Genomic DNA, 11,882 nt, shown 5'->3' with positions numbered 1-11,882 from the left:
TCTGATACGCCGCGCAAGCACCGTGTCGGGCTTACGGAAATGCGCGTGGCTTAGGAATGCCGGCGCCGTGTTCGATGTCGTCGACGGCCTGCTGATGGGCTGCCGCGACGGCTTCGGCTTCGTCTGCGTAACCGCTGTCGCCGCCGATCGTCGTCCACGATTTCACGGCTTTTTCCCGATGACGGATTTCGTATTCCGCGTCCCAGCGCGCGCCGTTGAGTTCGATGGGGCGCACGTGAATCGAGTAGACGCCGTAGAGGAAAAGTTGTTCGACCATGATCGCCTCCAGCCGGTTGGATCAAGGATGCAGGGTTGGCGTAGCGCGACCGGCGCGGCGCCTGTGACGCTAGAGTTCGATTGCCCCGAGGATGCGATGGGCGAGAGCTTTGGCTTCCTCCAGCGCTTCTTCGGGCGTCGACGATGTAGCGTCGACTTCATACGCTTTGGCTTCCTGATCGGAAGCGTCGCCGTCGTCGCGGGAGAGTTTCACCGTGCCTTGCCACGAGTCTGCCTGCACCTGTTTTATCGACGCTACCGCGGTGTAGACACCTTTGGTGTAGGTGATGTCTTCCATGGTGAGGCTCCTCTTGGGTTTTTTTCCCGGACGGGGGGCGGGGGTGGTTTTTATCGTAGCACGATGGGGTGGAATGAGGTTTTTGCCTGCCGGGGGCTGGTTTTGTTGGTTGCCTGTGGCGGCTGTGTTTCTTATGTTTGTGGTTTATTAGTGTTGCCCCTGTGCGGGGCGGCACTTACTTTCTTTGCCGCGGCAAAGAAAGGTAAGCAAAGAAAGCCGCTCACACCGCCAATGCTATTCGTTATCGGTGGCGGCTCTTGGCGGCGGTGGCCCCGGAGCGTCCGGCGTGTCGCGCACTCCGCGTGAGTGACAAGGCCGTCATCAGTTCCGGCGGCGCTTCGCGCGCCGAGGGGCACATAAAGGGAAACCGAAGGTTTCCATTAAGCGTTTCGCCGAGGCAAAGCCGACGGCTCCGCTAACGGAAAACGAAGTGAGTGGTTGGGTGAAGTACCGCTCCGGCGCGCGTAGCGTCGCCGGAACGGATGACTGCTGTACCACTAGAAATGACGATCCACGGTCGGCCCTATCGGCTGCCACTCCGTGTGGTTATGAGAGATGCCCGCTTAGGGTTAGCGGTGTGAGCGGCTTTCTTTGCTTACTTTCTTTGCCGCGGCGCCCCGAAGGAAGTCCGCTTGGTGGACAAAGAAAGTAAGTGCCGCCCCGCACAGGGGCAACACTAATAAACCAATAACGCAAAGAAACCCCACCGCCGCAGGCAAACAAAAAGAAGCACCCTGCCGCACGGCAAAAAAACCAAATCTATATTAAAGCCACCACCTCATCCAAAGAAGGCGCATGTCCCCCCGAATGTCGACAGGCCGCCGCGCCAGCGGCCAACGCAAACTGCAGATGCTCCCCCCATCCCCGCTGCGGTGCCGTCATCAAACTGAACAGCAGGCCGCCAATCGACGCATCGCCCGCACCAACCGTGTCGACCACTTCCACGCGCGGTGGGCGTGCTTCGACCACCATCGCGCCGTCCATCAACATGGCGGTGTCGGGGCCGCGTGTCACCAGCACGGTTGCCGCCGGGTTCATGGCGCGCAGTTCGGCGAGGGCGGCGGCTTCGTCGTCGGTCTTGAACAGCAGGCGCAAATCTTCGTCCGATACCTTGATGAGGTCCGCGAGCGCGGCCATCTTGCGCAGGATGGGTTCGTAACCCTGCGCCATCAGATTCCGGTAGTTCGGATCGAAACTGATCTTCACGCCGCGCGAACGCAGATCGGCGGCGAGCGCCGCGAGCGTGTCGCCGAGCGGTTGACGCACGAGGCTGATGCAGCCGAAGTGCGCCCACTTCACCTGTCCGGCCCAGCCGGCCGGCAGGCGTGACGGATCGAATGCGAGGTCGGCGCTGTTTTCGCCCATGAAAAAGTACGCAGGCGGATGCGTCTGGTGAACGATCGCCAGCAACGGCGGACGCTCCACACGCTGCATGAAGCGCATGTCGAGACCGGCGGCAACGCTCGCGTTCCACAAGTCGTCGGAGAAATTGTCGACGCCCAGCGAGCCTGCGCAGGCGGTCGGCAAACCGAGGCGCGCTACGCAGCGCGCCACGTTCCAGCCGGCGCCGCCCGGCACCGAGAGCCACTGCGCGGGGCCGGTCCGTACGAGATCGGTGAGGATGTCGCCGGCGGAAATGAAAACGGGAAATTCGTGGTTCGCGCTTGCCTGGGTCATGTCGTTCACTCCGCGGATTCGGACGTCGCCGCTGCGCCGTCGGGCAACGCATGCGCCAGCACTTCGTAACACGCGCCCATCGTGTGATAGTCGGTCTTGCCGGCCGGACTTTTCTCGTCGCTGTATTTGCGGTTGTCGCAGGTGAGGATGCGATACCACGCGCCGTATTTGTGATCGACGAAATGCGTCCAGCTATAACGCCAGATTTCGTCGTACCAGTCCCAGAAGCGCTCGTTGCCGGTGCGCTTGCCGAGCAACGCAGCCGTCGCGAATGTCTCGGCCTGCACCCAGAAATACTTGTCGTGATCGCACACGGTGCCGTCGGGGCCGAAGCCGTAATAGAGACCACCGTGATCTTCGTCCCACGCATGCGTCATCGCGGCGTCGAAGAGTTCGATGGCGCGCGGCAGCAACCAGGGCAGCGGACGGAACCGTTCGAGGATCAGCAGCAGCTTCGCCCACTCGGTTTGATGGCCGGGCTGGAAACCCCACGGGCGGAAAATGTTCGAGCTGTCTTCCTCGTTGTAGTGCCAGTCCACGGACCAGTCCGCGTGAAAGTGCTCCCACACGAGTCCTTGCGAAAGCTTCGCCTGACGCAGCGTGATGTTCGACGCCACCCGTTCCGCGCGATCCAGATAAACGAGATGCCCGGTCGCCTCGTGCGCGGCCAGCAGTGCTTCGGTGGTGTGCATGTTCGCGTTCTGCCCGCGATACGAACTCACGGTCCATTCGGGCGTGGCTTCGTCGGCGTAAAGACCGGCGGCCGGGTCCCAGAAACGGCGCTCCATCAACTCGAAGGTCGCGCCGATCATCGGTTTGGCTTCTTCGATACCCGCCATCGCGGCATGCGAATACGCGAGCAGCACGAACGCGAGGCCGTAGCAGTGACGCGTGGCGTCGAGCGTGCGCTTATGGCCGTCGCGCCATTCGAGTTCCCAGTCGTAGCCTTCGTGCTGCGCGTCCCAATGCGCTTCACGCAGAAAACGCAGGCCGTGGCGCGCGTATTCCAGGTGTTGCGGATCGCCGAACTGGCGATAGGCCATCGCGTAGTTGAACACGTAGCGGCAACTGCTCACCAGATGGCGCGTGGTGCGGTCGTAGATCGAGCCGTCGTCGCGGAAGAAATGGAAGAAGCCGCCGCTCGGGTCGAACACGTGGGGCGCGTAGAAGCGCAGCGTGTCCTGCACGTGAGCGAGCAGGAAGTCGCGATTGCGATAACTCTCGACGGGCGGCACGGGGGCGCTGGTCGAGTGAGTGGCGGTGTGCAGCGTATCGGTTTGCGTCATGGCGTTGTCACCAGAGTACTGGCTCGGGCAATGAGGTTGACGGGCAAGCGGACTTCGAGTTCGTCGGGAGCGTCTTCGAGCAGCAACTCGACGCCGCGGCGTCCGAGCGCCTCCTTGTCGACCGAGATGGTCGACAGCGGCGGCGTGGCGTGAGCGGCAGCGGGAATGTCGTCGAAGCCGATGATGGCGATGTCTTGCGGCACGCGCAGGCCGCGCGCGAGGCACGCGCGCAGCGCGGCGAGCGCGGCGGCGTCGTTGTAGGCAAATACGGCGTCGGGGCGCGGACCGGGTGCGTCGAGCAGACGGTGCATCGCGAGCGCGGCGCCGCTGTCGGGGTCGAGCCCGGCGTCGATGGTCGCTTCGAGCGACGGGTCGAACAGTAGACCCGCTTCGAAGAATGCGCGCCGGTAGCCGAGCGCGCGCTGCGCGATGCTGAAGTGCGCGAGCGATCCGCCGATGAAGGCGACGCGTTTGCGTCCCTGGTCGAACAGATGACGCATGGCGAGCGTCGCGCCCATGGCGTTGTCGAGATTCACCGAGCGCAAGCCGGGCGCCCACAGGTCGATCAGCACGAGCGGGCGTTGCATCGCGACCAGCGTGGCGAGCGTTTCCGGTTCGACGAAACCGGCGATCGCCATGGCGTCGGGCGCGTGCACGCGCATCTGCTGGATCACGTCTTCGGTGGGACCGGCGGTCAGCACGGAAGGCACGATGCCGCGTTCGCGGCAGGCGTCTTCCACACCGTGCAGCACGTGCGAGAAGAACGGGCTGACCGCGAAGTTGTTGTGCTGACGATGCAGCAGGAACGTCAGCCGGCGGATGCGCGGGCGCAATTGCGCCGAGTCGTAGCCGAGCTGCCGCGCCGCCTCGACGACGCGCTCACGGGTGGCCTCGGAAAGGCCCGGCTGATTTTTCAGGGCGCGTGAAACGGTGCCGATCGACACGCTGGCGGCGCGGGCAACGTCGCGGATGGTTGTGGCCATCGAATCAGGCGGTCGCGAAAGCGCGGCCGCGCGTTATTTGAGTTCGGGCGATTGTATAGTAAAACGCGCCGAAAACCGCGCAACGCACCGACGGGTTGTCTTCGTAAATACCCGTATAGATTACGTAAAGCGTGAATTATGTTGTTTAGTAAAAATGCTAAACAAATCGCCGTTAGGGCCGGTTCAGGGCATGATGTCGGCCAACGGCAGATCGGCGGCTTCCGTCTGGCCGCGCAGCAACGCCACGCTTTCGTCCGCGTCGATCAGCACGAAGCCGCTCGTTTCGTGCTTTGCGCGCCGCTTGGCGAGCGCCGCCACCGAGGCGATCTCTTCGCTGCTGTAAAGCGACGGGCCGCCGTCCGGTTCGACTCGCACGCAGCCGATTGCCATCGTCACGAAACCGAAGAAGGTCGGATTGCCGCGGCGGTCCTCGCCATGAATGCCGCCTGCCAGACGGTCGGCCGGCGCGTAGAAACGCTGCGCGCCTTCGTTGAACACGTGGATGGCGCGCAGCACACGTTCGCGCCAGTCGTCGCTCTGGAACAGGATCATGAAATCGTCGCCGCCGACATGCCCGAGGAAGTCGCGGGTCGGGTCGCACACGTCGGCCAGCACGACCGCGGCGAACTTCAGCACTTCGTCGCCTTGCCAGTAACCGTACTCGTCGTTGAAGGGCTTGAAGTGATTCAGATCGACGTAGCACGCGTAGAAGCCGGCGTCGTTGCCGAGCAGGCGCGCAATGTGTGAACTGATGGGAATGTTGCCCGGCAGGAAGGTCAGCGGATTGGCGTAGCGCGCGGCTTCGATGCGTACTTCCGTCACCGCGCGCACCAGGTTCTCGCCGGTGCCGAGGCCGGCGTACTTGCCGTTGTCGGTGATGACGAAGCCGTCGGCGAGGTAGCGCTGGTCGTCGCTGGCGAGCAGTTTCGCCATCTGCTCGACCGTCATCGATTTCTCGATGATCACCGGCGACGCGTTCGCAAACTGCAGACACGGCCGCTTGCCGAACAGCTCGCGGTGATACGGCAGCGCGTAGCGGTCCATGAAACTGCGCCGGTTGATCAGCGCGACCGGCACGTCGTCTTCGACTACGGCAACGGCGTGCAATTCGGGCAGGCGGTTGAACAGGTCGAGCACGTCGTTGTTGGTGGCGCGGCGCGGCAAGGCGGGCGCGTGTACCAGCATTTTCTCCGACGCCATGCCGCCCGACGGCGACGCGCTGTTCACGGTGCGCGTGCTTTCCGGGAACACGGCGATGTGGCCGGCGCGCAAGGCGTCGCGAGCGTCGTCGGTGACTTGCCGCGGTGGATGCGCGTCCGGTCGGCCGAAGAAATAGCCCTGGCCGCAACCGATGCCCATATCGCGCACCACGATCAGATCGGCTTCGTTCTCGATGCCCTCGGCAACCAGCCGCGCGCCGCTTGCGCTCGCGAAGTGCTGCATCGCGCGCACGGCTTCGAACTTGAGCGGATCGCTGGCAATGTCGTGGATGAAATAACGGTCGATCTTCACCACGTCCGGTTGCAAACGCACCCACAGATTCATGCTGGCGTTCGCGGTGCCGTAGTCGTCGAGCGCGAATTGCGCGCCGGTCGTGCGCAGCATCGAAATGACCGGCAGGAAGCTGGCGACGTCGGGAATCGCGCTTTGCTCGGTCAACTCGATCACGATCCGTTGCGGGTCGACATTGCAGTGGCGCAGCAGCGAGAGGATGTCGTCACGCGCATCGGCCAACTGGCGGATCGCGCCCGCGCTGAAGTTGAGGAACAGCTTGCCTTCGCAACCCAGCTTCGCGAATGCCTCGATGCAGGTGCGCGCGGCGGCGCGTTCGAGCGCGATGCCGCAGCCCTCGGCGAGCGCCTGCGAAAACAGGGCGTACGGCGATTCCAGCGACGTCCCTGCGGGGCCGCGAATCAGTCCTTCGTAGCCGAGGATGGCGCCGTCGTCGAAATCGATGATCGGCTGGAACACGGCGGAAAGATCGCGCCGGGCGATCAACTCCTCGATGCGCGGCGCGGCGGGTCGGGAGGGCGAGCTAGGTTGCATGGCAGGTAGGCGTAGCGATCGACCTTCGACATATCGGCCGGCCTACCTTGAAATTAAGTGAATTTTTAATGACGCCTTGCACCGTCATGGTGCTCACGGCTTGAGAGTCGTCCTATGACATCCGGCCGAGGCGACAGCACGGGCCTTTGCGCGTGAAATAACAAAAAAGCCGCACGAGGCGGCTTTCTTCGAATCACGCTCTGGAGGGCGCTTATGAATGTCCTGTTTGCATTGCGCGCGTATTCAACGGCGGGCAACGGCGGCGGCGGCCCGCTCGCGCGAAGCCGCGCGGGTTTCGCCGCTCATGTCGCGAGCGCCCCAGCGCTGCGCGAGCGCGGCACACACCATCAGCTGGATCTGGTGAAACAGCATGAGCGGCAAGACCACGGCGCCCACCGCGTGCGAGGCAAAGATCACCTTGGCCATCGGCACGCCGGCGGCGAGGCTCTTCTTGGAGCCGCAGAAGATGATCGTGATCTGGTCCGCGCGATTGAAGCCGAGCCGCTTGCTCACGAAAATCGTGATGCCCAGCGCGAGCGCCAGCAGCACCGCGCTGATCAGCACCAGGCCGCCGAGTGCCGACAAGGGAATCTGATGCCACAAACCTTCGTTGACGGCCTCGCTGAACGCGCCGTACACCACGAGCAGGATCGAGCCCTGGTCGACGAACTTCAGCACGCCGCGATTGCGCTCGATCCACTTCCCGATCACGGGGCGCAGCAACTGGCCGGCCACGAACGGCACCAGCAGTTGCAGAACGATGTTGCCGACCGTATGCCACGGCGAGGCGCCGCCGCTCGCCGCCTGATTGGTGACGACGAGACTGACGAGCGCGGGCGTGATGAAGATGCCGAGCAGGCTCGAAGCCGACGCACTGCATACGGCAGCCGGCACATTGCCTTTGGCGATGGAAGTAAACGCGATCGACGACTGGACCGTCGAGGGCAGCGTGCAGAGGAAGAGGACCCCCGCGTAGAGCGCCGGCGTGACAAGTGGCGAAAGGAGCGGCTTAAGCGCGAGTCCGAGCAGTGGAAACAGCGCGAACGTGCTGAGCAGCACTACAAGATGCAGACGCCAGTGCGTCGCCCCCGCAACAATCGCTTCGCGTGACAGCTTGGCGCCGTGCAGGAAGAACAGCAGGCCCACGGCAATGTTCGTCACCCAGTTGAACCCGACGGCCGCCTGTCCGTGTACCGGCAGCAGGCTGGCAAGGATCACGGTGCCGACGAGGCACAAGGTGAAATTGTCGGGAAGCAGTTTCGGGCGAGCCATGTCAGAAATCTCGTTTCGGTGATGCGGGCGGAGCAAACAACGCGCGCGCCACGGCGCGTGCGCAAGTCTATGCAAGACGGCTATTGTTGTTGAAAAGCGATTGAAAAAGCAAATTCATTTGCCGAATTGATTAATGAACATCGTGCATCAAAACAGGCGCAATGCGCTAGGGGCATCGTTCGAGCAAGCATGCGGCATGTCACCTTCAAGTATTGGTGACACCCCTGTTTTGGTCCACTAACGATTTAACAATCGAGGCGAAAAAGTTAGAGGCTTTCGTCATACTTCAACGGCTTCCAAAATGCCCTTGAGAAGCCCGTCAGCCAAGCGTTTTCGAGACTTCCGCGCAAGGTCTCTGTCGCGGAAAAACGTCGCAGTAACAAGGTGTTACAACAGCGCTTGAGGCCTAACACTTTTTGGCTCGACACCTTTTGCGCACACCCATAAATTACTGTCCACAAGCCATCGGGACGGCCCGCTTCGCGAATCGATCGCGGTGTGTGCGCCGCTTCCAGAACAAATCCATCGCAGCTCGAACGGTGGGTTTCAGGCAGGTCTTCGGGCATGTGAGTCACGGGTGGACGTGTTGTCGAGAACGAAGCATTGGGCGTTGGGCGCGGTTATCGCCGCGCTGTGCTCGTTCGCCCATGCCAAAGCGCCTGGCATGCCGCACGGCGGTGGCGGTCATGGCGGCGGCTTCACTCGTGGCGCACCCGGCGGTTATCAAGGCTCGGGCTACGCGTTTCGCGGTGCTGCTCGCAATGGCGCTCCGTCTTACGGCGTCGCGGCACGTCCCGCACGCAACAACAGCTATCCCGAGTCCGCTCGCGCTATGTCCCGACCGCAGCAGAACGCCGGGGCCGGCTTTGCCGCCGGCAACTACGGCAACGGCTTTGGGGCCTACAACGGCGGTGCGCGTCGCATCGCGCCGACACCTGGCTATGCCAACGAGACTCGCGGCGGCATGCAATACGCGGGTGCCATCCAGCCCGTGAGCGCCGAATCGCGTTCCGTGCCGCGGCCGCCGCCCAACGCGCCGGTTCGCACCGGCTCGATTCGCGCCGACGTCGCCCGCTACAACGAAGAGCGCGGCGCGTCGCGCGCCATGCAGCGTCAGGTCGACGATCCGCGTCAGCCCGACGGCTCGCCTTATCGTAACTAGGCAGCCAGCCACATCCGCATTCCACACGATCAACCGGCGACCATTCCTCGCCGGTTCGACTGAAGCCTCTAACAGCATCATTCCCTCACACCGGCAGCCCGTTTCCGGCTTTCAATCGGCTTAGCCGGGGCTGCGCGCGTCTTCGGCCTCTCCATGTCTTCGTCAATGTGACGTTTCGACACCACACTTTTTTGAAAAACACTCGGCACGAGACCGCCTCCCGTCGTCAAATTTGGTCGTTTATGCGGCGGTGCGTCATCCGCATGTCATCTGAACCGTTATCAGCCGGGCAGGCGTGGATCAGCACCGCTTTGCGCCCAACCGTGCGAGTCGCGGCGGCGCAATGATTCGTCACCTGGACCGTGCTTTATCAGGCCGATAAGCGACAAAACTAATCAGACCGATATACCCGCAATAACCAGCGATATTTTTGTTCATAAAAATGGTCCGCAAAGATGGTCCCGCCCAGATTGGCTCGATCACCGAACGGACAACAACTAATGGTTCGCGCGAGCTCCCCCTTTCGCACAGCCACACCCTTTTTGACAAAGACAGGAGAACCCATGAAAACAAGCATCAGCGGTGCGCTGAAGACCACCCTTAAGGCAACCGCGTGCGCCGCTTTGCTGGCCAGTGCATCGTCCGCTTTTGCGCAGTCGAGCGTGCAACTGTACGGTCAGGTCGACGAATGGGTCGGCGCGCAGAAATTCCCGGGCGGCAAGACCGCGGTTCAGGTGTCCGGCGGCGGCATGTCGACGTCTTACTGGGGTTTGAAGGGGGCCGAAGATCTGGGTAACGGCTACAAGGCGATCTTCGCGTTAGAAGGCTTCTTCCTGGCGCAAAACGGTCAGTACGGCCGCTTCACGGGCGACACGATGTTTTCGCGTAACGCGTACGTCGGTGTCGAATCGCCGTACGGTACGGTCACGGCCGGCCGTCTGACGACGCCGCTGTTCGTGTCGACGATTCTGTTCAACCCGTTCATCGACTCGTACGAATTCTCGCCGATGGTGTGGCACACGTACCTCGGCCTCGGCACGTTCCCGACCTACTCGACCGATCAGGGCGTGACCGGCGACTCCGGCTGGAGCAACGCGGTGCAGTACTCGTCGCCGAACTTCAACGGCCTGTCGGCTAACGTGATGTACGCACTCGGCAACACGACGCAGAACGGCGCGAAGAAGTGGAGCGGCCAGGTGCTGTACTTCCACGGCCCGTTCGCGGCAACGGCCGTGTATCAGTACGTGAACTTCAACAACACGCCGGGCGACCTCGGCAGCTTCGGCACGTCGGGCGTGCCGGGTCTGAAGAGCCAGAGCGTCGCGCAAGTCGGTCTGTCGTACGACCTGAAGTTCGTGAAGTTCTTCGGCCAGTACATGTACACGTACAATGACCAGCAGATCACGAGCTGGCACGTCAACACGGCGCAGGGCGGCGCGTCGATTCCGTTCGGCCCGGGCACGGTGATGGCCTCGTACGCGTACTCGCGTGACGGCGGCGGCTTCGACCAGACCCGTCAGACGGCAGCACTCGGCTACGACTATCCGCTCTCGAAGCGCACGGACGTCTACGCTGCGTACATGTACGACAAGATTTCGAGCCAGTCGAGCGGCAACACGTATGGCGCAGGTCTGCGCGTGAAGTTCTAAGCGGCTTCTATCGCGACGCGCCGCCGGCTTTCGAGCAGGCGGCGCGCCCGAACAGGTCTGACCGGCAAAGCCCGCCTTCTGCGAAGAAGGCGGGCTTTGTCGTTTTGAGCGTCAGCGCCGGGGCGCCAGCCACCGCGCAACTCGCTCACACAACTCGCAAATAGGGGATTTGCGCACCAGTTTTTGATAAACCCGGCAAAATGACGCGGATTAATTCCTGAAGCGAGTGATTGAGATGGACACCCTCGTCAGCATGAAAGTGTTCCGCCACGTGGTCGAAGTCGGCAGCTTCGTCGGCGCGGCCGAACGCATGGAGATGTCGGCGGCGATGGCGAGCAAGCACGTCATGCATCTGGAGCAGCAACTCGGTGCGCGGCTGTTGAATCGGACCACACGGCGAGTCGCGCCCACCGAGGCGGGCCGCGAATACTACGAGCGTCTCTCGCAGGTGTTGACCGAGCTGGAAGAGGCCGAGCAGGTGGTCGGCGCGGCGAGCGTGGTGCCACAAGGGCGCTTGCGGGTGTCGTCGTTGTCGGCGTTTGGGTTGAGTCACGTGATGGCGGCGGTGGCCGACTACGCCGCGCAGTATCCGCAGGTCACCGTCGATATGACGCTGTCCGATCGCGTCGTGGAGTTGATCGACGAAGGCTTCGACGTCGCGATCCGCGCCTCGCCGGGCGGCCTGAAGTCGTCTTCGCTGATTGCCCGCCAGATCGCGACCGCGCATCTGGTGCTATGCGCCTCGCCCGAGTACCTGCGCCGCCACGGCACGCCGAAGACGGTCGCCGACCTCGCGCGTCACAACTATCTGCAATACGCAGGCGTCTCGACGCTCGACATCGCCGCCGCGGGCGACGCCACGCCGCGCGTGCGTCTGTCCGGCAATCTGATCGTCAACCATCTGGAAGCGCAGCGGGTCATCGTGCTGCAGGGCGCGGGCATTGCCATGCTCGGCACCGAAGTGATCGGCGACGACCTCGCCACCGGCCGTCTGGTGCCGCTGCTGGTCGACGAAGTGCCGCCGCGCGAGTTGCCGATCCACGTGGTCTATGCGAGCCGCCGCCATCTGTCGGCCAAGGTGCGCTCGTTCGTCGACTTCTTTGCCGACCGCTTCGCCAACGAATCGCTGTGGCCGTCGCTCGAACAGATCAAGGCGCTGGCTAAGGCGCTCCCCGCGCGTTAGGCACCGCAAGTTCGTCGCACCCCGTTTCGCTATACTGGTTGCCAGCACCC

11 protein-coding genes are annotated in these 11,882 nt (G+C 63.0%); 3 read left to right on the top strand and 8 right to left on the bottom strand.

Annotated features, from left to right (window positions below):
• Window positions 1–31 precede the first annotated feature (31 nt).
• From P3T18_RS09570 to P3T18_RS09535, 8 genes are all read right to left on the bottom strand, one after another.
• Window positions 32–277: a hypothetical protein gene (locus P3T18_RS09570; RefSeq protein ID WP_429299672.1), complete on the bottom strand. Its 246-nt coding sequence runs from the start codon at window positions 275–277 to the stop codon at window positions 32–34.
• Between the two features lie 69 nt (window positions 278–346).
• Window positions 347–574, bottom strand: coding sequence for a hypothetical protein (locus P3T18_RS09565; protein WP_429299671.1), 228 nt, complete (start codon window positions 572–574; stop codon window positions 347–349).
• Between the two features lie 759 nt (window positions 575–1,333).
• On the bottom strand, window positions 1,334–2,251 hold the full coding sequence (locus P3T18_RS09560; RefSeq protein WP_429299670.1) for a carbohydrate kinase family protein: 918 nt from the start codon (window positions 2,249–2,251) through the stop codon (window positions 1,334–1,336).
• Between the two features lie 5 nt (window positions 2,252–2,256).
• Complete coding sequence (locus P3T18_RS09555; RefSeq protein WP_429299669.1) at window positions 2,257–3,537, bottom strand: AGE family epimerase/isomerase; 1,281 nt, start codon at window positions 3,535–3,537, stop codon at window positions 2,257–2,259.
• Window positions 3,534–4,520 (bottom strand): LacI family DNA-binding transcriptional regulator, encoded by a 987-nt coding sequence (locus P3T18_RS09550; protein ID WP_429299668.1) that lies wholly within the window; start codon window positions 4,518–4,520, stop codon window positions 3,534–3,536. The genes P3T18_RS09555 and P3T18_RS09550 overlap by 4 nt, the downstream gene beginning before the upstream one ends.
• A gap of 183 nt (window positions 4,521–4,703) precedes the next feature.
• Entirely contained in the window at window positions 4,704–6,566 is a 1,863-nt protein-coding gene (locus P3T18_RS09545; RefSeq protein ID WP_429299667.1) for an EAL domain-containing protein, read from the bottom strand.
• Between the two features lie 243 nt (window positions 6,567–6,809).
• Window positions 6,810–7,838, bottom strand: a complete 1,029-nt coding sequence (locus tag P3T18_RS09540; protein WP_429299666.1) for a bile acid:sodium symporter family protein — start codon at window positions 7,836–7,838, stop codon at window positions 6,810–6,812.
• Window positions 7,839–8,104: 266 nt separating this feature from the next.
• Window positions 8,105–8,404 carry a hypothetical protein gene (locus P3T18_RS09535; protein ID WP_429299665.1) on the bottom strand — a complete coding sequence of 100 codons (300 nt, stop codon included), beginning with the start codon at window positions 8,402–8,404 and terminating at the stop codon, window positions 8,105–8,107.
• Window positions 8,405–8,415: 11 nt separating this feature from the next.
• On the opposite strand from P3T18_RS09535, the gene P3T18_RS09530 reads away from it, so the two are divergent.
• From P3T18_RS09530 to P3T18_RS09520, 3 genes are all read left to right on the top strand, one after another.
• Window positions 8,416–9,000 (top strand): hypothetical protein, encoded by a 585-nt coding sequence (locus tag P3T18_RS09530; protein WP_429299664.1) that lies wholly within the window; start codon window positions 8,416–8,418, stop codon window positions 8,998–9,000.
• Between the two features lie 563 nt (window positions 9,001–9,563).
• On the top strand, window positions 9,564–10,649 hold the full coding sequence (locus tag P3T18_RS09525; protein WP_429299663.1) for a porin: 1,086 nt from the start codon (window positions 9,564–9,566) through the stop codon (window positions 10,647–10,649).
• 235 nt (window positions 10,650–10,884) lie between these two features.
• Window positions 10,885–11,832, top strand: coding sequence for a LysR family transcriptional regulator (locus tag P3T18_RS09520; RefSeq protein WP_429299662.1), 948 nt, complete (start codon window positions 10,885–10,887; stop codon window positions 11,830–11,832).
• Window positions 11,833–11,882 lie beyond the last annotated feature (50 nt).

This window comes from Paraburkholderia sp. GAS199, assembly GCF_050436585.1.
Lineage (GTDB): Bacteria > Pseudomonadota > Gammaproteobacteria > Burkholderiales > Burkholderiaceae > Paraburkholderia.
The sequence above is the reverse complement of the archived record's forward strand: the minus strand, read 5'-3'. Positions and strand labels throughout refer to the sequence as shown.

What these genes read in the sequence shown, in the direction of transcription:
- P3T18_RS09550 (WP_429299668.1), bottom strand. Translation starts at nt 4,520, where the DNA reads ATGGCCACAACCATCCGCGACGTTGCCCGCGCCGCCAGCGTGTCGATC.
- P3T18_RS09560 (WP_429299670.1), bottom strand. Translation starts at nt 2,251, where the DNA reads ATGACCCAGGCAAGCGCGAACCACGAATTTCCCGTTTTCATTTCCGCC.
- P3T18_RS09520 (WP_429299662.1), top strand. Translation starts at nt 10,885, where the DNA reads ATGGACACCCTCGTCAGCATGAAAGTGTTCCGCCACGTGGTCGAAGTC.
- P3T18_RS09540 (WP_429299666.1), bottom strand. Translation starts at nt 7,838, where the DNA reads ATGGCTCGCCCGAAACTGCTTCCCGACAATTTCACCTTGTGCCTCGTC.
- P3T18_RS09555 (WP_429299669.1), bottom strand. Translation starts at nt 3,537, where the DNA reads ATGACGCAAACCGATACGCTGCACACCGCCACTCACTCGACCAGCGCC.
- P3T18_RS09545 (WP_429299667.1), bottom strand. Translation starts at nt 6,566, where the DNA reads ATGCAACCTAGCTCGCCCTCCCGACCCGCCGCGCCGCGCATCGAGGAG.
- P3T18_RS09535 (WP_429299665.1), bottom strand. Translation starts at nt 8,404, where the DNA reads ATGCCCGAAGACCTGCCTGAAACCCACCGTTCGAGCTGCGATGGATTT.
- P3T18_RS09570 (WP_429299672.1), bottom strand. Translation starts at nt 277, where the DNA reads ATGGTCGAACAACTTTTCCTCTACGGCGTCTACTCGATTCACGTGCGC.
- P3T18_RS09525 (WP_429299663.1), top strand. Translation starts at nt 9,564, where the DNA reads ATGAAAACAAGCATCAGCGGTGCGCTGAAGACCACCCTTAAGGCAACC.
- P3T18_RS09565 (WP_429299671.1), bottom strand. Translation starts at nt 574, where the DNA reads ATGGAAGACATCACCTACACCAAAGGTGTCTACACCGCGGTAGCGTCG.